The 18,479-nt window shown below is 50.2% G+C and carries 20 protein-coding genes; 8 read left to right on the top strand and 12 right to left on the bottom strand.

Translation table 11 applies throughout. From position 1 onward, the window contains the following. Positions 1–105 precede the first annotated feature (105 nt). On the top strand, positions 106–669 hold the full coding sequence (gene ahpC / locus BEN74_RS17065) for an alkyl hydroperoxide reductase subunit C (protein ID WP_068907571.1): 564 nt from the start codon (positions 106–108) through the stop codon (positions 667–669). Positions 670–730: 61 nt separating this feature from the next. Here the strand turns inward: ahpC and BEN74_RS17060 are convergent, their stop codons facing one another. Further along, positions 731–2,212 carry an MFS transporter gene (locus BEN74_RS17060; RefSeq protein ID WP_068907569.1) on the bottom strand — a complete coding sequence of 494 codons (1,482 nt, stop codon included), beginning with the start codon at positions 2,210–2,212 and terminating at the stop codon, positions 731–733. Positions 2,213–2,305: 93 nt separating this feature from the next. Here BEN74_RS17060 and BEN74_RS17055 point away from each other — a divergent pair, with 93 nt between their 5' ends. Both BEN74_RS17055 and BEN74_RS17050 read left to right on the top strand, forming a co-directional pair. Next, positions 2,306–2,887 carry a TetR family transcriptional regulator gene (locus tag BEN74_RS17055; RefSeq protein WP_068907567.1) on the top strand — a complete coding sequence of 194 codons (582 nt, stop codon included), beginning with the start codon at positions 2,306–2,308 and terminating at the stop codon, positions 2,885–2,887. Positions 2,888–3,128: 241 nt separating this feature from the next. Then, the gene (locus tag BEN74_RS17050) at positions 3,129–3,335 is read left to right on the top strand and encodes a KTSC domain-containing protein (protein ID WP_068907564.1); all 207 of its coding nucleotides are present in this window, start codon (positions 3,129–3,131) and stop codon (positions 3,333–3,335) included. 67 nt (positions 3,336–3,402) lie between these two features. Here BEN74_RS17050 and BEN74_RS17045 read toward each other — a convergent pair whose 3' ends face one another. The 6 genes from BEN74_RS17045 to BEN74_RS17020 all read right to left on the bottom strand — a co-directional run bounded on the left by BEN74_RS17045 (position 3,403) and on the right by BEN74_RS17020 (position 6,922). Further along, the gene (locus BEN74_RS17045; RefSeq protein WP_068907562.1) at positions 3,403–3,993 is read right to left on the bottom strand and encodes an O-methyltransferase; all 591 of its coding nucleotides are present in this window, start codon (positions 3,991–3,993) and stop codon (positions 3,403–3,405) included. Positions 3,994–4,057: 64 nt separating this feature from the next. Next, positions 4,058–4,273 (bottom strand): DUF1653 domain-containing protein, encoded by a 216-nt coding sequence (locus BEN74_RS17040; protein ID WP_068907560.1) that lies wholly within the window; start codon positions 4,271–4,273, stop codon positions 4,058–4,060. A gap of 238 nt (positions 4,274–4,511) precedes the next feature. Beyond that, positions 4,512–4,871 (bottom strand): hypothetical protein, encoded by a 360-nt coding sequence (locus BEN74_RS17035; RefSeq protein WP_068907558.1) that lies wholly within the window; start codon positions 4,869–4,871, stop codon positions 4,512–4,514. A 43-nt stretch (positions 4,872–4,914) separates the two neighbouring features. After that, positions 4,915–5,883: a hypothetical protein gene (locus BEN74_RS17030; RefSeq protein WP_068907556.1), complete on the bottom strand. Its 969-nt coding sequence runs from the start codon at positions 5,881–5,883 to the stop codon at positions 4,915–4,917. Positions 5,884–5,950: 67 nt separating this feature from the next. After that, a complete protein-coding gene (locus BEN74_RS17025; RefSeq protein WP_068907683.1) occupies positions 5,951–6,370 on the bottom strand; it encodes a roadblock/LC7 domain-containing protein in 420 nt (139 codons plus the stop codon). A gap of 18 nt (positions 6,371–6,388) precedes the next feature. Continuing rightward, complete coding sequence (locus tag BEN74_RS17020; RefSeq protein WP_068907554.1) at positions 6,389–6,922, bottom strand: GTP-binding protein; 534 nt, start codon at positions 6,920–6,922, stop codon at positions 6,389–6,391. Between the two features lie 579 nt (positions 6,923–7,501). Here BEN74_RS17020 and BEN74_RS17015 point away from each other — a divergent pair. Further along, a complete protein-coding gene (locus BEN74_RS17015) occupies positions 7,502–7,747 on the top strand; it encodes a hypothetical protein (RefSeq protein WP_068907552.1) in 246 nt (81 codons plus the stop codon). 173 nt (positions 7,748–7,920) lie between these two features. Beyond that, the gene (locus tag BEN74_RS17010; RefSeq protein WP_068907681.1) at positions 7,921–8,112 is read left to right on the top strand and encodes a hypothetical protein; all 192 of its coding nucleotides are present in this window, start codon (positions 7,921–7,923) and stop codon (positions 8,110–8,112) included. 1 nt (position 8,113) lies between these two features. On the opposite strand, the gene BEN74_RS17005 is transcribed toward BEN74_RS17010, so the two are convergent. Then, positions 8,114–8,746 carry a LysE family transporter gene (locus BEN74_RS17005; RefSeq protein ID WP_068907549.1) on the bottom strand — a complete coding sequence of 211 codons (633 nt, stop codon included), beginning with the start codon at positions 8,744–8,746 and terminating at the stop codon, positions 8,114–8,116. Between the two features lie 139 nt (positions 8,747–8,885). Then, on the bottom strand, positions 8,886–9,458 hold the full coding sequence (locus tag BEN74_RS17000; protein ID WP_068907547.1) for an FxsA family protein: 573 nt from the start codon (positions 9,456–9,458) through the stop codon (positions 8,886–8,888). A gap of 124 nt (positions 9,459–9,582) precedes the next feature. On the opposite strand from BEN74_RS17000, the gene ruvC reads away from it, so the two are divergent. Further along, positions 9,583–10,128 carry a crossover junction endodeoxyribonuclease RuvC gene (ruvC, locus tag BEN74_RS16995; protein WP_068907545.1) on the top strand — a complete coding sequence of 182 codons (546 nt, stop codon included), beginning with the start codon at positions 9,583–9,585 and terminating at the stop codon, positions 10,126–10,128. Between the two features lie 130 nt (positions 10,129–10,258). On the opposite strand, the gene BEN74_RS16990 is transcribed toward ruvC, so the two are convergent. Further along, positions 10,259–13,105, bottom strand: a complete 2,847-nt coding sequence (locus BEN74_RS16990) for an ImpA family metalloprotease (RefSeq protein ID WP_228200366.1) — start codon at positions 13,103–13,105, stop codon at positions 10,259–10,261. Between the two features lie 407 nt (positions 13,106–13,512). Next, positions 13,513–14,970 (bottom strand): bifunctional ADP-dependent NAD(P)H-hydrate dehydratase/NAD(P)H-hydrate epimerase, encoded by a 1,458-nt coding sequence (locus BEN74_RS16980; RefSeq protein WP_068907538.1) that lies wholly within the window; start codon positions 14,968–14,970, stop codon positions 13,513–13,515. Between the two features lie 21 nt (positions 14,971–14,991). On the opposite strand from BEN74_RS16980, the gene queG reads away from it, so the two are divergent. Together queG and bioB are read left to right on the top strand one after the other, a co-directional pair. After that, positions 14,992–16,083 carry a tRNA epoxyqueuosine(34) reductase QueG gene (queG, locus tag BEN74_RS16975; RefSeq protein ID WP_068907536.1) on the top strand — a complete coding sequence of 364 codons (1,092 nt, stop codon included), beginning with the start codon at positions 14,992–14,994 and terminating at the stop codon, positions 16,081–16,083. A gap of 290 nt (positions 16,084–16,373) precedes the next feature. Then, positions 16,374–17,363 carry a biotin synthase BioB gene (gene bioB, locus BEN74_RS16970; RefSeq protein ID WP_068907679.1) on the top strand — a complete coding sequence of 330 codons (990 nt, stop codon included), beginning with the start codon at positions 16,374–16,376 and terminating at the stop codon, positions 17,361–17,363. Between the two features lie 60 nt (positions 17,364–17,423). Here the strand turns inward: bioB and lipA are convergent, their stop codons facing one another. Next, a complete protein-coding gene (gene lipA, locus BEN74_RS16965; protein WP_068907677.1) occupies positions 17,424–18,437 on the bottom strand; it encodes a lipoyl synthase in 1,014 nt (337 codons plus the stop codon). Between the last annotated feature and the right edge of the window lie 42 nt (positions 18,438–18,479).

The raw sequence follows: 18,479 nt of genomic DNA, 5'->3' as shown, positions 1-18,479 counted from the left end.
TTCGGTTTTTCCGATCTGTATAATGCAAAAATACCATTTCATCAATAATTAGAAGTTCGATACTCTACTGGAAATCAAATACAAACCTCAATCATGGAGACAATGATGAGCTTAATTAATACTGAAGTTAAACCATTTAAAGCGCAAGCATTCCAAAACGGCAAATTCCTGGAAGTGACTGAAGCTGACCTGAAAGGCAAATGGTCAGTTGTATTCTTCTATCCAGCAGACTTCACTTTTGTTTGCCCGACTGAACTTGGCGACCTTGCGGACAACTACGCTGAATTCCAAAAATTAGGCGTTGAAATTTATGCAGTGTCTACTGACACGCATTTCACGCACAAAGCTTGGCATGATTCTTCTGCAGAAATCAAAAAAATTCAGTACGTAATGGTTGGCGACCCAAATTGGACGCTGTCTAAAAACTTTGAAGTATTAATCGAAGCTGCCGGCCTTGCTGACCGCGGTACTTTTGTTATCGACCCAGAAGGCAAAATCCAAATCATCGAAATCAACGCTGGCGGCATTGGCCGTGACGCGCAGGAACTGCTTCGCAAAGTGAAAGCGGCGCAATACGTTCACGCTCACCCAGGCGAAGTTTGCCCAGCTAAATGGAAAGAAGGCGACGCTACGCTTGCTCCTTCAATCGACCTAGTAGGTAAAATCTAATCTGCCTTAGATTAGACTGATTGAAAAACCGCGCTTCTGGCGCGGTTTTTTATTGGCCAGACTATTCGGCTTCCCGCTGACGCCCGTACAGCCACACAAACAGCAGCAGAAGCATCAGCGTTAAGCTGGAAATCTGCAAAACCAGCTGATACGCCGAAATAAAAGCCTGATTTGCCAGCGCCTGCACCGCCGAGGCTGCGTTTTCATCGGCGCCTTTCAGCATGCGCGCCGTTTCACCTATCGAATGCCTGGCAATCTCATAATCCTGCTCCGGCATCAAGCCGCGGAAATTGGCTTTGCCGCTGTAAAAAAATGAAGCCAGCAGGCCAAATACCGCTACACCGAAGCCTGTGCCCAGCTCATACGCCATGCTTTCTATCGCGCCCGCCGCCGCAGCTTTATCGACCGGGCTGGCGGAAATGATCGCGGATGTCGCCGCCAGAAAAGCGGACTCAATGCTGATGCCCAGCAGCGCCATCCAGAACCACGCCCAATGCTTTTGCTCCATGGCGCTGGTTTCCGCTAAGCCTAACAATGCAATAGCCGCCGCGGCAAGCCCCCACAGGCTGACGGCCTGCACCCCAAAGCGGTTAACCAATGCGCCGGCAAAAAGCCCGCTCAGGCTGACGGCAAGCATAAAGGGCAGAATAAACAGCCCTGCCTGCAGCGGGCTTAAGCCATAAACAAACTGCAGCTCTTGAGAAATCAGCAGCTCGAACCCGACCAATGCCATCATGGCAAAAATGCAGATCAAGAAGCCGGTTTTGACCGCTGTATGCTGGAACAGCGTTAAATCCAGCAATGGCTCTGCCCTGCGGCGCTGCAGCTGCATAAACAGATACAGCAAGGCGGCGCCGGCAAGCCCAATCAGCAGCACATTCAGGCTATACGCTTTTAATCCAGCTTTCAGCGCATAAATCAGCAGCAGAATAGCAGCCGTCAATAATGCGCTGTCCAGAATATTTATTTTCTTCTGCGCATTCATCTCCTGATCCGGCAGGATGAAATTCCCTCCTGCCAGAACCGCGCCGATGATCGGAATATTAATCAGGAATACCGCTCCCCAGTGATAATGCTCAAGCAGCGCGCCGCCAATAAGCGGGCCAAATGCAGCCCCGCCGCCGCCGGCAACAACCCATAGGCCTAAGGCAAAGTTGCGCTGATTTTCATCCAGGAAGGTGCTGCGCAGGCAGGCCAGCGCCGCAGGCAGAATCATGGCGGCTCCGATGGCCAGAATAATTCTGGAAAAAATCAAAACCGCTGCTGACGGCGCAAAAGCAGCAAGCAGCGAACCCGCGCCAAAAACCGCCGCCCCGGCCAGCATCAGTTTTTTATAGCCGATGCGCGTGCCCAGCGCACCCATAGGCAGCAGCAGCCCTGCCATCATCAGCGGATAAATATCAATGATCCAGAGCATTTGAGCATTGCTGAGCTGCAAGGCTTGAATCAGGGTTGGAACTGCAACATGCAACACAGTCGCATCAATGGAAACCGGCAGATAAATCAGCACGACTATTGCTAAAATATACCATTTACGTAACATGAATAACCTTTGTACATGTAAATTTGAACATATGTCCAAATTATACTGCGTCAAATTGAACACCCGTCCAACTTTATTGTAACGGCATGATTAATGAGCTATCTGAATAAGCAAGACCGGAAAAAACAAATCACCGAAACTGCAAAAAAAATTGTTTTAACTGAGGGGTTTAATGCCCTGACTGTGCGCCATCTGGCGCAAACTGCAGAAATATCCACCGGGCAGGTTCATCACCATTTCGGCTCGATTTCTGAGCTGAAAACTTCCATTTTCCTGTCCTTAGTCCGTGAAAATTTAGATGCAGAGCCGCTGCAGCTGCAGAACAGCCATTTTGACTGCCTGACCTATATGCTCGGTTTTACTGAAAGCGCAGAAGACCTGCCCTACCTGAAGCTTTGGAATGATGCCGAAAACAGCATTCATGCCGACCACCAGATTAAGGCCGCTTATCAGGAGGCCATGCAGCTCTGGCACCGTGCCGTTTTAGCTATTCTTGAGAATGGGCTGAATGCGCAGGAATTTTCTTTTGATCCAAAGCAGATCGACGCAATCGCTTGGCGCTTGATCGCCACCTCATGCGGTTTTGAGAATATTGTCCAGCTGGAAATGGCCAATTTAGACGCGCAATTCTTCTTTCAGCAGCTGAAAATCATGATTCAGCATGAAGTTCTATAGCTTTCATGCGCCATTTAAGCCTAAGGTTATCTGAAAATTTTATTGGCAATGCGCCTGCCAAGCGCCTAAGCTGAAACTGCAGACGGTTGATTTCAGCCAGGAGACAGCAGCGCTTGAGCGCCTGCAATAAAATGGCTGGAATATTTACAAAACTGTCCTATTCGGCCATTCAAAAACCGTCTAATTTCAAAAGGTAACAGGCTTAATCTGCGAATAATAAAATAACTTATGCGAGGTGCTTATGGGAACACAGCTTGCCGTGAAATCCTGGAAATACAGTGCTTCATCACGCTACCTTAAAATTTTTTATACCAATGGAACCGGCGACCTGTACCACCCTGTTCCCGAATTCATCTACAACAATATGATGCGCTGCCACGACAAGGCAGCCTTTGTGCACAAATACTTAGAATATGACCTGCACTTTACCCGCATCAGCATTCAATAATAAGCATAAAAGCAGCCGTCAAAACGCAGGTTTTGACAGCTGCCCGCACCCGCACTTGGCCCTGCAGTTAAACCGCAGTGACCAGCAGCAGCCCTGCGCCAACCGGCAGGCTGGCGCAGGCAAAGCGCTTATCCGCCTCAATCAGGCCAATAAACTCAGCAACTTCCGATGCATGTGACAGCACATTGTCCACAGCTAAAAGCCCGCCCTTGGCTTGCATAAGCTGCGCTAAATACGGCCAGTAGGCCACGTAGGCATCGCGTTCGGCATCCAGCAGAATAAAATCGTAGCGCTCAGTACACTGCTGCAGGAATTCCAGCGCATCGCCGACTTTAAATTCCACTGTATTCTGCAGATGCAGCCGTGCGGCATGCTGCTGCGCCTGATGGCTGCGTTCAGCATCAATTTCAATGGTTGTGACCTGGCCCTGCGTGCTTTGGGCAGCATTGGCCAGCCACAGCGTTGAATAGCCTGTAGATGTGCCGATTTCCAGAATTTTCCGTGCCTGCTGGGCGCGGATCAGTACGCCCAAAAGGCGCGCAGATTCAGGCTCGATATTGCGAAAGCGCTGCAGCCGGTCTGACTGCAGGGCGTCATGCGCCTGAAAATCCTGATAAAGCGCATTAGCCTGCGCCAAGAACTCGTCGGTTAAACTCATGCTTCCCTCTTTTAAATTATAGTTAGCTCATCCGCTTGCCGGCCGCGCTGCAGCCCTATGCCGCTCAGGTTTCCTGAATCAGCTTAAAGCGTTCAACGGTTTCGCCTTCAATGCTGACAGTTTCCATGAACATCTCCAGCGGCCGCACCCACATGGAATAGTCGCCGTACAGGCATTGATAGACCGCCAGCCGCTCTCCTGTTTCGCTATGGGTTGCCACATGAAATACCTGATACAGCTGGCCTTTATAGTGCCGGTAAATGCCTTTTTTCAACATCATTCAAAGTCCGAAATTAAACCTGCAGACTATAGCATTAAATGCAGAAAACCGCTTTGCGGCGCAGGCAAGGGTGTTAAATGCAATATAAAGGAAATAAAGCGATATGCTGGAAAATGCTGAAATTTTTCTTATAATTTTTTGGCGCTGAATGCCGGCTGCAATAAGCAAACGTACAGCAGAGAAATCTATCTCTGCTGTACGCGCTTCTGGCTTGCCTGTTTAAAAAAGGCTGTATGAATTATGAAAAATCCAGTTCTTTTTCAAATGCCTTCAGCTCATAGCGTGACATTGCTAAATTTGCCTTAGAGCGGTCTAAGACCAAATATAAAAACAGCGCTTCATTTGAATCCAAAGGACGGATCAGGTGATACTGCTTGCCAAGGGTAATTAAAATATCCTCAATTGTGTCATTTAATTGAAGCGCTTTAGCGACTTTACGCTTTGCGCGCAATACTTCAGTATTTCCGGCTGCAGCAAGTTCCAAATCAACAATTCCTGTTCCCTGGGTCGCCAGGGCTAAACCGCTTTCACTGTCAACCAATGCCGCTGCAATAAAGCCATCAATTTCCGTCAGTGTATCTAAAGTTACTTTTGCCATCGTTTTTTCTCTTCTCAAGTAAGGGGAAAACCCCAGTAAATTTTTAAAGGCCTAATTTCTTGCGCAGCTTTCCAAAAAAACCGCGCAGCATCTGCATCTGGCCTGATGCCTGCCCCGTTTCAGGCGCAGCAAAGCCCGCTTCTGATTCTTCAATAAATTGCCCCAGCCTGAGCAGCACAGCCATGGCCACAAATTTTTCCACCATTTCAGGCGAAATGGCTAAGTGCGCCGCAACCGCTTTCAGCTGCGCTCCCTGCGCAAAACAGGCAGCCGCCTTCAGCAGATTTCTGCGCTCAAAGCCTTTCTCAAATTGCGGCCAAATCTGCAGTTTAAAATACTGATTTCCCTTCACTTCTGGCAAAGCCAAGCCATTTGAACGGTTGACAGTGCGCCACAGCCAAACTCTCAAATCCTGAGCGCTTAACTCTTTTGCAATATCCTGAGCGAATTGATTGGTGGCATAGGTTTGAGTCAATGTTTCATTAAATGTGATGCCGCTGCCGTCCTGCTTGACCCAAACACGCTCGGTCATGGTATCAACCAGCGCAACAAAACCGCGGGAGTCCAATAGCTGAATATATCCGTTGCGCGGGGTAAACATTTCATTGAAAACATCATCCGCTGCAGCATACCTTGCCACGGCGGAAAAAGGCGCGCCTAAGGCCTGATAGGGCGGCTCATATGCATAATCAAGCAGCTGCTCCTGCATCCATTCGGTCAAACTGTCGAGCCGCGTAAAGGGATAAGCCAACCGGTCATCTTCCACCAGTCCCGCATTTTCAGCCTGTTTAATCAGGCGCAGATAAGCGCGCGCATGCTGCTGAATGATGCGCTGAATATTATCCGAGCTGAAAAACATATCATTTACAAGCAGCAGGTCTATTTTCTGTTCAGCAATATTCACCCACTTAATTTGAACATGCGCGGGCACAGCCAGCAGAATCTGCTTTTTCATCTGATCTAAGACTTTTAAGCTTAGACCAAAAATTGCGATATTAAGAACTTGATTCATAAACTAATACTTTAATACAGACGATTATCCGGCAGTGCGCCGGAGAAAATAAGCTCTAGTGTTGAATTCAAGCAGCGTCATTCATTGATGCAATATTTCCAGCAGTTTTTTTAATGCTGTACAGCAACTGCCCCAGCAGAACATCTTTAGGTGCTAAAGCGACAATCAGCATAGGATATTGAGGGTGCGCAACTGCCGATAAAACGGCTTTGCCATTATCAGCATCCAGCGTAATGGTCTGGCAGCCCTGAAGCTGAATTTCCGACACAAATGCCGAAACCATCGCCAGGATGGAGCTGCCTACCGCAGCAACTTTCCCCGGATTGCTCAAGTTCTTTTTAGACGCTAAAGCCAGCTCAAAACCATCTGAAGAACACAGCATGACAAAATCTAAGCCCGGCACTGCATGCAGCAGCTGCTGAATTTGCGCTTGCCCTTTTTGGACTAAGTCTTGCGGCGCTTGACGCGGATTTCCAGTGAAAGACATGAATGACTGATCCAATAGTTAAGCAGTTTGAATTTCTACAGATGCTATTAATGATTCAATCATCAATAAAACATCATCTTTTTGACGCGCATCGGCTGCAAACAGCGGATAGCAGCAGCCATGTATGGACATCCAGTCACGGTAAATTTTCAGCATCTGATCATCCTGCTGATCTAAATGCGTTATGCCGACCACAATATTTGAACCATAGGCTTGAAATGCGTTCAAATAAAATTCCAAATCATGCAAGCGCTCCGGGCGCGTATGATCAATTAAAATGACGGTGCCAATCGCGCCCTTGCATACAAGTGGCCACATAAAGTCAAAGCGGTCTTGCCCCGGCGTGCCGTAAAGGCCAATTTTGATGCCATCCTCTAGATGGATTTCCCCATAATCAATGCCGACGGTTGTTAACAATTTAGCATGCGCTTCAGTATCAGTATTCACCGCTTCTGTGGCAATCACCGGAATGTCTGACAGAGTTTTTATGGCTGCTGACTTGCCTGCGCCCATTGTCCCGCCAAAGACAATCTTATACTGCTGCAAAATCATCAAAACCTCTTTAACTTAATGACTTAAGTCACACTATTTTCAGGGATGTGAAATCTATCACACTCCAGTAAAAAGTAAAATATTTTTAATATATAAATGATATTTAATGTTTTTTATTTAAATTTAGGCTAAAACTTGCATGCAGACCAGCTTTGGCTGTTCTCTGATTTATTGCTTTTTTATCTAAGAAACCGCTTTAGCCCTCAAATCAATCAAATATTCTTCAAGTAAAAAGCCGATAAACGCTTATAATTCAGCAGCCTTATTTTCTGCATGCTGAGTTTAAAAGCCAATTCTGCCGGCGGTTTAGGCCACGGCGCCGTGCAGGCAGCAAGCCCCTATCCGGCCGCAGTTTTTCAGAACATCAAATTGTAACTATTTCTTCAGAAATGCTGCTGAATTCAATTTTAAAAACATAGCTTTATCCATTTTTTCTGATTATTTTATTTTTGTGACTTTACAGATTATTACCGCTGTCTTGTATGCACACAATTACTCACATAAGATAAACAATCAGCCCTGCATTCATGGCTGAAAATTAAAAAAAGAACAGCTGCGTCAGATAATAAGGAGAAAAATATGCACTATCAGTACCACTGTGCCTGCTGCAACAAGGTCGTTGCTTCTACTGACAAAGAATGTACCCGCTGCGGTTCACACACGATTCAGAGCCCTTACGGCTTCTGGATTTTCTGCATTATGGCGTGCTTGGCTGCAGCCCTGATATTCAAAGCAGCGCATATCTATTTGCAAGACCGTCAGGAAATACCTGTGCAGCAGTCACTTCTGGATGTGCTTCAGCAGGACAGCAAATCTGCCAAATAAAAAATTTACAGAAAAAACCTGATCCGGCATCAGGTTTTTTTATGGCCCAGCCCTGCGCCTGCTTTCGCCTTCTCAAGCGGGCAGCCTTAAAGACGGCCTAAGCCAAGCGCAATCAGCATGTTGCTCTCCGCGCTTTTGCATTAAACTAAGCGCATTGATTTGAGGAAAGCATGATGGTGCAATTAATTAAAAAAGGCGGCCTGCGTGAACGCGCCAACCGCAGCCGGAGCTATCAAGGCTCTGAAAATACTGAAGCTTCGCTCAAGCCGAACCGCTACCGCCTAGAGGAAAAAACTGGAGAAGACCTGAAGCCTTCCCCTGCTGAAGCGAAGCTGCCGGCTGCTGCGGAAACTCCAGAAGCCTAAGTCATAAGACCTGAAGTGCATCAAGCCACAGCCAAACTGCAAAGGCCAAAAACAGTGCGCCGGAGATGATGTCGATATAGCTGCCTGAACGCTGATACAGCGCTTTGATTTTCGGCATGGATAAAATCAGCATCAGCGCGCTGAACACCAGAAAAGTCTGAATTGGAATAATAAACGCCAGCTGGGTTTTAAGATCCTCGCCGGCGGAAGAACTCAGCGCCAGCGAAAATACGCTACTGAAATAGATCAGCGTTTTCGGGTTGGACAGATTGGTGAATAAGCCCAGCATAAAATAATTATCCGGCTTTTCAGCTTGCCCAGCGGCCTCCAGCTCTGCCTCCTGCTTCAAGCTTTTTAAGCCGCCGTTCAGCATGGCCCAGCCCATTTTCGCCAAAAACAGGCCGCCGATAATCATTAGAACCTGCTGAATCCACGGCAGCTGTTCAATCAGTACAGTAAAGCCCATTAAGGTCAGCGCGACCCAAACCACAATCCCCGCCGATATGCCGGAAATAATTTTCAAGGTATTGGCCCGCGTGGTCGAGGCTGAGCTTTTTGCGATCAGCAATACGTCAGGGCCGGGGCTCAGCTGGGCTACAAAATGCAGCATGCAAATGGTTAAAAGAAGCGACATAGAAAATCAGCAGAATGCCTAAAGCGCGCATTATATCGTTTGTTAAAAACAAATACGCTGCCTGCATGAATTTACTGCAATAAAAAAGCCGGATCAATTGATCCGGCCTGACTTCTTAACTGATCAGCATCAGCGCCGCTTAGCGCTTATTGACGTCTTTCAGCTCAATCTGTTTTGCGTCCGGCGCCACTTCGCGCGCTTCGCCGTCAATGATGCTGGAATCGCGGCCGCCTTGCTGGTTCTGCATATCCTGCATCTGGCGCATCATGTCTGCAAACGGGTTCTGGCCTTGCGCGCCACCCATGCCGCCCATATCTCCCATCATGCCGCCCATCATTTTTTCCATCATGGCTTGCTGGCGCTTCATCATCACTTTCATCATGGTGGCTTTCAGCGCATTCTGCACAGGCGGAATCAGAATCAGTACGGCAAGCACATCTGAGATCAGGCCCGGAATCATCAATAAAAAGCCTGCCAAAAGCTTAGGAAGATTGCCGGATAATGCCGGGTCAGCGCTCATTTGGCCCGCCTGCATCTGCTGCATTTGCGGCATCAGGCCGGCTGATGATTTCCGCACAATGCTCACGCCAATGAAAAACGCGACGATGAACCAGAAGAACACATACCACATGCTGCCGACAAGGTCGCCCACGCCAATCCAGACAAATACTTCCAGAACTAAGCTTGCAAGGATAATTAGAAATAATTTCATGAAAATTAATCAAATCTCAATTAAATAAATAAAGTGCATCAAGCCAGCGCTTAAACTCAGCATCAAGCTTTTTTGATCCGCTTATGTAACAATATGGGCGTTATTTTATTTTTAAAGGGCCGGCATGGCATTAATTATCGGTATCGACCCGGGGTCGCGCCTGACCGGCTACGGCATTATTGAGCATGAAGGCTCCAAGCTGCGTTTTGTCGATGCCGGCACCATCCGCACCGAAACTGCCGAAATGCCTGAGCGCCTGAAGCGCATTTTTGCTGGGGTTGATCGCATTGTTAAGTTTCACGGCCCGACTCAGGCTGCGGTTGAACAGGTTTTTATGGCGCAGAACCCGGATTCAGCGTTGAAACTGGGCCAGGCCCGCGGGGCAGCCATTGCCGCTTTGACCAATTTGGATCTGCAGGTGGCTGAATATACCGCGCGCCAGATTAAGCAGTCTGTGGTCGGCTACGGCGCTGCTGACAAAGAGCAGGTGCAGATGATGGTGATGAAGCTGCTGAACTTAAGCATCCGCCCGCAAGCGGACGCGGCCGATGCTTTAGCAGCGGCCATTTGCCATGCGCATGCTTCCGGCAGCATGAGCAAACTGGCCGTGCTCAATGCTTTGGGCGGCATGGCGCGCGGACGCAGCCGGGCCAGTTCAAGACGGCGCTAAGCCTTCAAGGCAGGGGCTGATTCTTTCTTTTGCCTTGCATGAGTCCATCAGCTTCAAGGCCTGAATTTCCCAGTAAAAAGGCAGCTTTGTTAAAAGCTGCCTTTTGCATTTACGGCTAAGCCAAAAGAACTCAATAAGGATAGTTCGCCACCGGGCCGGCCGCTGGAAGCGTTAGCCAAGTCCCCTCATTCAGATGATTTGACCTGTTGACCGGCTGGGCATAGAAATTCAAGGGCGCCATCGGCAATTGCAGCATCGCAACCGATGCATGCGCAGTTTCCGTCACCGGCACGCCGTAAAGCCTGAACATCTCTTTTAAGTCATAGCCCATAATTTTTGAGCTGAGCACATAAATCATGTCCGGCCGGCTCAAGTTTTTCTCAGTAAATGCGCCTAGGCCCAATTTATATTTATCCGCCGCAGCTGTCGGTTTAGCAAAATCAATTTGATTGTAAAGGCGCTGCGAAATATTCAGCAAGCGCATAAACTCATACACGCCTTGCAGGTCCGGCTGTGATTTGCCTTGATGCAGCCGGGTATAATTATAAGCCAGCTGCATGTGAAACGCCTGCTTGGCGTTGTCATCGCCTTGCCATAGGCGGTTTTCCATCTCAGCGCGCAGCGCTTCTCCGCTCAAGCCGGTACTGCGGTTATCCTTGATGTTGCCGTATAGCCGCGGATGGTGGAAGTTAGCGCCATTGCTGTCTAAAGCGTAAATTTCATACTTTCGCAGCATGCTTAAGCCTGCCAGAATATTGTTATTGCATTCGGTGCCGCAGCCGATCGTCTTCCCGCTCTCAGTCGACGGGAATGTCATGGTCAGTACGCCTTGAACTGTGTTATGCCCAAGCTCATGCACCCAGCCCCAGCCGATATCCAGCCCGGCCGCGCCGTCCGAAGGGTTGCCTGAGCACAGGAAGCCGCAGGCCGCCAGCCAGCCGACAAAATGCTGCACATTCGGCGCGCGGTGAATCTCACCGGTACAATCCCAGCCTAAAGCATTGCAGTACTGCTGGGTGCTGCTGTCCAGCGGCATATTGCGGTAGCCGTTGGCCATATGGTTGCTGTCAAAAATAACCGTCTTAATTCTTTCAATGTACGCATCGGGTGTTAAATTGCCCATCGCTTTGAGCGCATAAGGCGTAATCTGCTGAATTTCACCGCCGGTAAACTTAAAGGTATTCCAGCCAAATTCCCGGCTTTGCAGGCTTGCGCTGGCCGCATTCATATCGGCAGCGGTCATCGGCTGGGTAAAGTCAAAATGCGCGTATTTTGCGCTGCCTTTGATTTTCAAGGTGACGGTGCTGCCCGCCGCTGCATTGCTGTAATTCAGCATCAGCGGGCCGCCAAATGGGCTGATGAATTTGTTCTCCGCTCCCGCATTCAGCTTTACGCTGAAACTGTTTGGACGCAGCGGGCGCTTATAGCCGCTGTCATCAAATGGACTGCCCCAAGTGCGGATATGGCTGGTTTGCACCGCCATGCTTGCGCCCTGCGCATCCGCAATCTGAATATCCACGGCTTTTGCAGGAATGCTGGCGCGGCCAATCGCGGTTACGCCGCTGCTTTGCGGAATCGTCACTGTGATGGTTTCCCAGTCACTGCTGACCGCCATGTCTTGCGCAGCGGCCGGCATGTAATCGCCGGCCCCGGTTTTGGATGCTGCAGCTGTACTGCGGCTATAATCCAGCCATGCATCAGATGCATAGGTTTTCATAAAGGTGAGCGGATCGCTGTTTTTGCTTAAACCGGTGTAATTGACATCCGGACGCCATAAGTCCGCAATCAGCACCAGTGCCTTCAGCACGGCGTTGGCATTATCTTCGCTGAATGCAGACCGCCCTTGGGCATTCAAGCCCTGCAGCGCGCTGGAATGGGTGCGGATGCTTTGAATCAGGGCATTGCTGCTGTTAAGCTCACCCAACGTCACCGATGCAGGATCAATAAAGTACTGCAGGGTTTGAATCAGGTCATCCACCTGGTTCATCCGCTTCCAGCGCTCCTCAATGCTCATGGAGTTTGAGATCCGCAGTGTATTGGGATCACGGAAATAGTTATGATTTGACTGAATGCCGATTGCATTGAAAACTTTCTGGGTATTGCTTCCAACATCCCAGTAAGAGGCCTGAAAATAAAGCGGCTTACCTGCGCTTAAGTATTGATCAATAAGTTCCTGATCAAATTTTTCAGACTCAATGCTCTGACCAAGAACAATCAAATCAATATCTTGCCAGCAGGCATTGGCAGGATCCAGCACATTGCAGGATGAGATGTTGACCGCAGCGCCTAATTTTTCTTCAAGATAGCGCTTCACGTTCGCAGCGTTTGTACCTTTCACCGCGACATTCAGTGATTTTTTCAGCTCCTGATGCGCATCGCCGGCAATCAGCCAGCGCAGGCTGTTATTCATCACTTCAGTAAATTGCGTGAAGCCGGCGTCATTGCTTAAAATTTTGCCAAACATCTCCTGGCCATAAGCCAAAGCCCGCCCTTTGCCAATTTTGGCGGCAACACCCAGGCCGCAGCCTTTGCCGGCCTGCAGGCCAAGAGGCGAGCCGCAGGCGCCATCCGCCATGGCAAATGGCATGCCGGTGCTTAAATCGGTGGGATAAAGATTTAATGATGCATGCGGCGGCGCCTGTAAAGATGGCTGTAAAATATTACCGGACGCATTGCTATACAGGGCGCCAAGCAAGTTTTTCTGCCAATAGCGCTGCTGTTCAGCCGTACTGAGCGCCCATTTGAGCAGCGCCGTCTGATCCTGCAGCGTCAGGCTGGCTGCGCTGCCTGTGCTTAAGGCCGCGCTGATGCGGGCATTGATGAAGTCTTCAGGCTTTGAGGCGGGCGGAACGGCTTCCGTCCATGAATCACTGGCGGATTCCCCGCCTCCGTCACCGCCGCCCCCGCAGGCAATAAGTCCTATTGATAATGATACCGTCAATAGCGCATTTCTGAATGCTGAAGCGCGTGCAGTCACAATGATTCCCCAATACAAAGTCAAAAAACAACGGCATTCTGTTGCAGATGCCGTAAATAATATGCCGAGATTATAAAGCTGAAAGGAATAAATGCGAGCTGTATTTCTAATATAACTAATTGTTTTTTAATTTAATTATTTTGCAAAAAACTTATTTACTGTGATGCGTTTCGGGCTAATGCGGATTTATTTTAAATGCGCCCCATCTTCAAGTCAGGCAACTTCGCACAGCCGGCGCAGCGGGGAAGCAATGCTCAGCGGTATATTTTTAAGCCGGTTAAATTCAGCTCCAGCCAATCCAAGGCCGTTTGCTCAATCCTCAGCACACCGGCGCCGATAGCCTACACCCTGCACTTTGCCCTGAATCAGCAATTTTAACGCCTGCATTGCCTGCCCCCTATGCGTCTTTACTGATTGACCGCCAGATATACAGCCTGCGCCATATCTTGCGCCTGCAGACCGCGCATGCCGTTCTGCGCCAGATAGTCGCCCGCCAGCGCATGCAGCGTGACAATCTCATGCAGATGGACAGCTTGATGAAACTGGCCCTTTAGGCTGGCAATCATGCCGGCCAGCACATCGCCCATGCCGCCTGTGCCCATGCCGGCATTGCCCGCAGTGCAAATCCACAGCCGGTCTTCCAGAACCAGGCTGCCTGCGCCTTTCAGCACCCATTGCCCGGCGTATTTCCGCTGCAGCTGCTGAACCGCCTGCACGCGGTCTGCTTCTACGTCCTGCGTATTAATGCCCAATAATTTCGCCGCCTCGCCGGGATGCGGTGTCGCATAAGTCTGCGCCTTCAAGGTTTCCGGCTGCTGCGCCAGAAACCACAGCGCATCGGCATCCAGCACGGTTTCCAAAGCAGACTGCTGAATTAGGGGAAACCAGTTCTGAAACTGCTGCTTTGCCCAGTCATCGCGGCCCAAGCCCATGCCGAAACTGACGGCATCGACATGCTCAATCAAAGCCTGAATCTCCTGCAGTGACAGCGCGTTAATGTCGCGCAGCATGATGTTCGGCGCGCGGGACAGTATTGCTATATGGTGCTTGGCATCGCAGGCCACGGTGACTTTGCCTGCGCCGGCATGAAAGGCCGCTTCTGCCGCCATAATCACCGCGCCGCCCATTTCGGCATGGCCGCCGGCAATCAGCACATGGCCATAGCTGCCTTTATGGCCAAACGCCTGGCGCTTGGGCAAAGAAACTGCAGCTGGCGAAAGCTGCGCCATGGGCTGCAGTTCAGCATCCGCGGGAATGCAGTCAATAAGCTGAAGCTGGCCGCAGAACTCCTTGCCTTGTCCGGTAAATAAGCCGGCTTTCAGGCCTAAAACCGTCAAGGTGTGATCCGCCTTGACCGCGCAGGGCAAAGGCTGGCCCGTATTGGCATTCAGGCCGCTGGGAATATCGATGGCAATCTTCAAGCCCGGCTGCGCGTTGATGCTTTCAATGATTACCTGCCATTCTGCATCCAGCCCGCGGTTCAAGCCAATGCCAAACAGCGCATCAATCCATGCATCATATTTTTCCTGGAATGCAAAGCCGGATCTGATCTGCAAACCCGCCTGCCGGGCTTCCTGCTCCGCGCGGTGCAGATCCTGCGAAGCGCCCAATTCGGCCGCATAAATATCCACCTGAAAGCCCGCCTGACTGAGGTATTTAGCCGCCAGATAGCCGTCACCGGCGTTATTGCCCTGCCCGCAGCACAACGCAATGTTCGCTATGCCTTGCTGCTTGAACATGGCAATCAGGCGCTGGGCAATTGCCCATGCAGCCTGCTTCATCAGGCCATAAGAGCTGTTTTGCTGGCTAAACCAGCGCTGTTCCCATGCTTGAATATCGCGGCTATGATAAACTGGCTGCTGCATTCCTGTTCCTTCCAATGTTTTATGGCAACACCCGACCAAGCAAAAATTCAGCTCAATCAAGACGATCCTGAGGCCCTTAAAGCCTGGATTAAAGCTCAAGCTTTGGCTTTGGGTTTTGCAGATTGTGTCATTGCCAAACCGGATGCTCAAGCGGAATTGCCGCGCTTTAAGGAATATTTAAAGCGTGGCTATCACGGCGACATGAAGTTTCTGGAAGAAAATTTAGACAAGCGCGCTGACCCGACTTTGCTCATTCCCGGCACCAAAAGCATTATTTGCGTGCGCATGGACTATCTGGTTGAAACGCCCAAGCCGCGCTATGTGCCTTTTGAACCGGACGCCGCCATTATTGCCCGCTACGCCCGCGGCCGCGATTACCATAAAACCATGCGCGGACGCTTAAAAACACTGGCGGCCAAAATACGTGAAAAAACGGGCGATTTTGAATCGCGCCCATTCGCCGACTCTGCGCCGGTTTTCGAAAAATCCCTGGCGGAAAATGCCGGCATGGGCTGGACAGGCAAGCATACCCTGCTGATTCATAAAAAATCCGGCTCCTTTTTTGTCTTGGGCGAGCTGTTCACCTCTCTGGAGCTGCCCTTTGACAGCCCTGCCACCAAGCATTGCGGCTCATGCACCGCCTGCATTGACATTTGCCCAACGCAGGCGATTGTTGAGCCTTACATGCTGGATGCGCGCAAATGCATTGCCTATTTAACTATTGAATATAAAGGCATCATTCCGGAGGAACTGCGCCGGGGCATCGGCAACCGCGTCTTCGGCTGCGACGACTGCCAGCTGATTTGCCCGTGGAACGGCTTTGCTAAAAAAACTACCATTGAAGACTTTAATCCGCGGCATAATTTGGACAATGTCACCCTGCTGGATTTATGGCAGTGGGATGAAGCCGCTTTTTTGGCCTGCACAGAAGGCAGCCCGATCCGGCGCACCGGCTATCAAAGCTTTATGCGCAATATCGCCATTGGCCTGGGCAATGCCGGCTATTCGGCGCAAATTGTTCAGGCCCTGCAGCAGCACCGCGCGCGGCATGATGAGATTGTGCAAGTCCATATCGACTGGGCGGTTGCGGAACAATTAAGCAAGATAAAATAATCTGGCATTTTCAGCGCATTTCCGCAGCCTATTCCAGTTCTTGGTCAAGTTTGCAAGATTTCACATAGAAGCCCGCCTATTCACAGCAAAGTTGATATTCATTAAAACAACTTTGCAGGCATTGTTCAGAAAAAATAGGCGAGTTTGCAGCTAAATTACGATCTTATATTTTTAAATCATTTAGGGCTTTAATCGAGAGATACTATCAAAATTGACATTTTATGCCTTTGGCTTTGCCATGATTTCTGTATGATAAATAGCATGAAACAACAATGATGATGGAAGCAATCATGACTTTACGTAATGACTGGACGCGCGAAGAGATTCAGGCCCTATACGAACAGCCTTTTTTGGATTTAGTTTTTGAAGCGCAGCGCGTGCACCGCGAGCATTTTACCGCCAATACCATTCAGGTCAGCACGCTGCTGTCAATTAAAACCGGCAAATGCCCGGAAGACTGCAAATACTGCTCGCAGTCGGCGCGCTACGATTCCAACCTTGAAGCGGAAAAGCGCATTGCTGTTGATAAAGTCATCTCAGAAGCAAAAGAAGCCTTAGAATCAGGCTCTTCACGCTTCTGCATGGGCGCCGCCTGGCGCAATCCACATGAGCGCGATATGCCTTATGTGCTGGAAATGGTGCGCGAAGTCAAAGCGCTGGGCTTAGAAACCTGCATGACTTTAGGCATGCTGAATCAGTCGCAGGCGGAGCGCCTGAAAGACGCCGGCCTGGATTACTACAACCACAATCTGGACACTTCCCGCGAATATTATTCGCACATCATCAGCACCCGCACTTTTGATGACCGCCTGAATACGCTTGATCATGTCCGCCAAGCCGGCATGAAAGTCTGCAGCGGCGGCATTGTCGGCCTTGGCGAAAACCGCCAAGACCGCATCGGCCTGCTGCAGGAACTGGCGACTTTGCCGATTCACCCGGAATCTGTGCCAATCAACATGCTGGTGCCGATTGACGGCACGCCGCTGGCGGATGTGGAAAAGCTGGATGTCACCGAATGGATCCGCACCATTGCCGTTGCGCGCATCATCATGCCGCACAGCTATATCCGCCTGTCTGCCGGCCGTGAATCGCTGTCTGACTCAGATCAGGCGCTGGCCTTTATGGCGGGCGCAAACTCGCTGTTCTCCGGCGAAAAATTGCTGACCACGCCAAATGCCGGCGAAGGCAAAGACAAGCAGCTGTTCCAGAAATTAGGACTGGTTGCTGAAAAAGCCAAGCCGAATGCCGCGCAGCTTTCTATCGATGCCATGGCCAGCTGACTGCTACTGCCGGCATAAAAAAAGCCCCGCATTCACGCGGGGCTTTTTATCATTTAAGCATTAAGCTTCAATCGTTTGCACGGCAATCTTTTTGGCCGGATCAGTTTTGCGGCGCACCATCGGCACAGGCTCGCCGTAATACTGACGGTCAGCAAAGTAGCTTGAACGCACCATCGGCGCCGCCCAAATATTTTTAAAGCCCAGCTTCTGGCCGTGCGCAGTATAGCGCTCAAACTCTTCCGGGGTTACAAAGCGGTCAATCGGCGCATGCTCTTTAGACGGCTGCAGGTACTGGCCAATGGTCACATAATCAACATCATGCGCTCTCAAGTCATCCAGCAGCGCAAGCACTTCTTCTTCCGTTTCACCAATGCCGACCATTAAGCCGCATTTAGTTGGAACATCCGGACAGTATTCTTTAAACATTTTCAGCAGATTCAAAGAATGCTGATAATCAGAACCCGGACGCATGGCTTTATACAGGCGCGGCACGGTTTCAATATTGTGGTTGAACACATCCGGCGGGCACTCGGTCATAATGCGCAGCGCAATGTCCATGCGGCCGCGGAAATCCGGCACCAGAATTTCCAGCAGGGTTTTAGGGCTGAGGCCGCGCGCTTCTTTAATGCAGTCCACAAAGTGCTGCGCGCCGCCGTCCAGCAGGTCATCGCGGTCTACCGATGTAATAACCGCATATTTCAAGCCTAAATTGGCAATAGTTTCCGCCATGTGGCGCGGTTCATCCTGATCGAGCGCGTTTGGACGGCCGTGGGCCACATCGCAGAACGGGCAGCGCCGGGTGCAGATATCGCCCATGATCATAAATGTCGCCGTGCCGCCGCCGAAGCATTCAGGCAGGTTCGGGCAGGCAGCCTCTTCGCAGACGGTATGCAGCTTTTGCTCGCGCAAGGTGGTTTTAATGCGCTGCACTTCATCCGGCGCCGCCATTTTCACCCGAATCCAGTCCGGCTTGCGTGGCGCTTCAACCGTAGGGATAACTTTTACAGGAATACGGGCGACTTTTTCTGCGCCGCGCAGTTTGACACCCTGTTCTGGTTTACGGTTTTCAGACATATTCAACTTTTCCACTGTTTTGACGGGGAGATATTCTAAAAA

Source organism: Acinetobacter sp. WCHAc010034 (assembly GCF_001696615.3).
In the GTDB taxonomy this organism is placed as follows: domain Bacteria; phylum Pseudomonadota; class Gammaproteobacteria; order Pseudomonadales; family Moraxellaceae; genus Acinetobacter.
Note: the sequence above shows the minus strand (reverse complement) of the source record. Positions and strands in the feature narration are given on the sequence as shown.

Bases quoted from the DNA above. Each gene is read 5' to 3' on its own strand.
- BEN74_RS17035 (WP_068907558.1), bottom strand. From the start codon at position 4,871: ATGGCAAAAGTAACTTTAGATACACTGACGGAAATTGATGGCTTTATT.
- BEN74_RS17060 (WP_068907569.1), bottom strand. From the start codon at position 2,212: ATGTTACGTAAATGGTATATTTTAGCAATAGTCGTGCTGATTTATCTG.
- BEN74_RS17040 (WP_068907560.1), bottom strand. From the start codon at position 4,273: ATGATGTTGAAAAAAGGCATTTACCGGCACTATAAAGGCCAGCTGTAT.
- BEN74_RS17030 (WP_068907556.1), bottom strand. From the start codon at position 5,883: ATGAATCAAGTTCTTAATATCGCAATTTTTGGTCTAAGCTTAAAAGTC.
- BEN74_RS17020 (WP_068907554.1), bottom strand. From the start codon at position 6,922: ATGATTTTGCAGCAGTATAAGATTGTCTTTGGCGGGACAATGGGCGCA.
- BEN74_RS16980 (WP_068907538.1), bottom strand. From the start codon at position 14,970: ATGCAGCAGCCAGTTTATCATAGCCGCGATATTCAAGCATGGGAACAG.
- BEN74_RS17045 (WP_068907562.1), bottom strand. From the start codon at position 3,993: ATGAGTTTAACCGACGAGTTCTTGGCGCAGGCTAATGCGCTTTATCAG.
- BEN74_RS17000 (WP_068907547.1), bottom strand. From the start codon at position 9,458: ATGAAATTATTTCTAATTATCCTTGCAAGCTTAGTTCTGGAAGTATTT.
- BEN74_RS17025 (WP_068907683.1), bottom strand. From the start codon at position 6,370: ATGTCTTTCACTGGAAATCCGCGTCAAGCGCCGCAAGACTTAGTCCAA.
- BEN74_RS17005 (WP_068907549.1), bottom strand. From the start codon at position 8,746: ATGTCGCTTCTTTTAACCATTTGCATGCTGCATTTTGTAGCCCAGCTG.
- BEN74_RS17015 (WP_068907552.1), top strand. From the start codon at position 7,502: ATGCACTATCAGTACCACTGTGCCTGCTGCAACAAGGTCGTTGCTTCT.
- ruvC (WP_068907545.1), top strand. From the start codon at position 9,583: ATGGCATTAATTATCGGTATCGACCCGGGGTCGCGCCTGACCGGCTAC.
- BEN74_RS17050 (WP_068907564.1), top strand. From the start codon at position 3,129: ATGGGAACACAGCTTGCCGTGAAATCCTGGAAATACAGTGCTTCATCA.
- BEN74_RS17010 (WP_068907681.1), top strand. From the start codon at position 7,921: ATGGTGCAATTAATTAAAAAAGGCGGCCTGCGTGAACGCGCCAACCGC.
- lipA (WP_068907677.1), bottom strand. From the start codon at position 18,437: ATGTCTGAAAACCGTAAACCAGAACAGGGTGTCAAACTGCGCGGCGCA.
- queG (WP_068907536.1), top strand. From the start codon at position 14,992: ATGGCAACACCCGACCAAGCAAAAATTCAGCTCAATCAAGACGATCCT.
- bioB (WP_068907679.1), top strand. From the start codon at position 16,374: ATGACTTTACGTAATGACTGGACGCGCGAAGAGATTCAGGCCCTATAC.
- ahpC (WP_068907571.1), top strand. From the start codon at position 106: ATGAGCTTAATTAATACTGAAGTTAAACCATTTAAAGCGCAAGCATTC.
- BEN74_RS17055 (WP_068907567.1), top strand. From the start codon at position 2,306: ATGAGCTATCTGAATAAGCAAGACCGGAAAAAACAAATCACCGAAACT.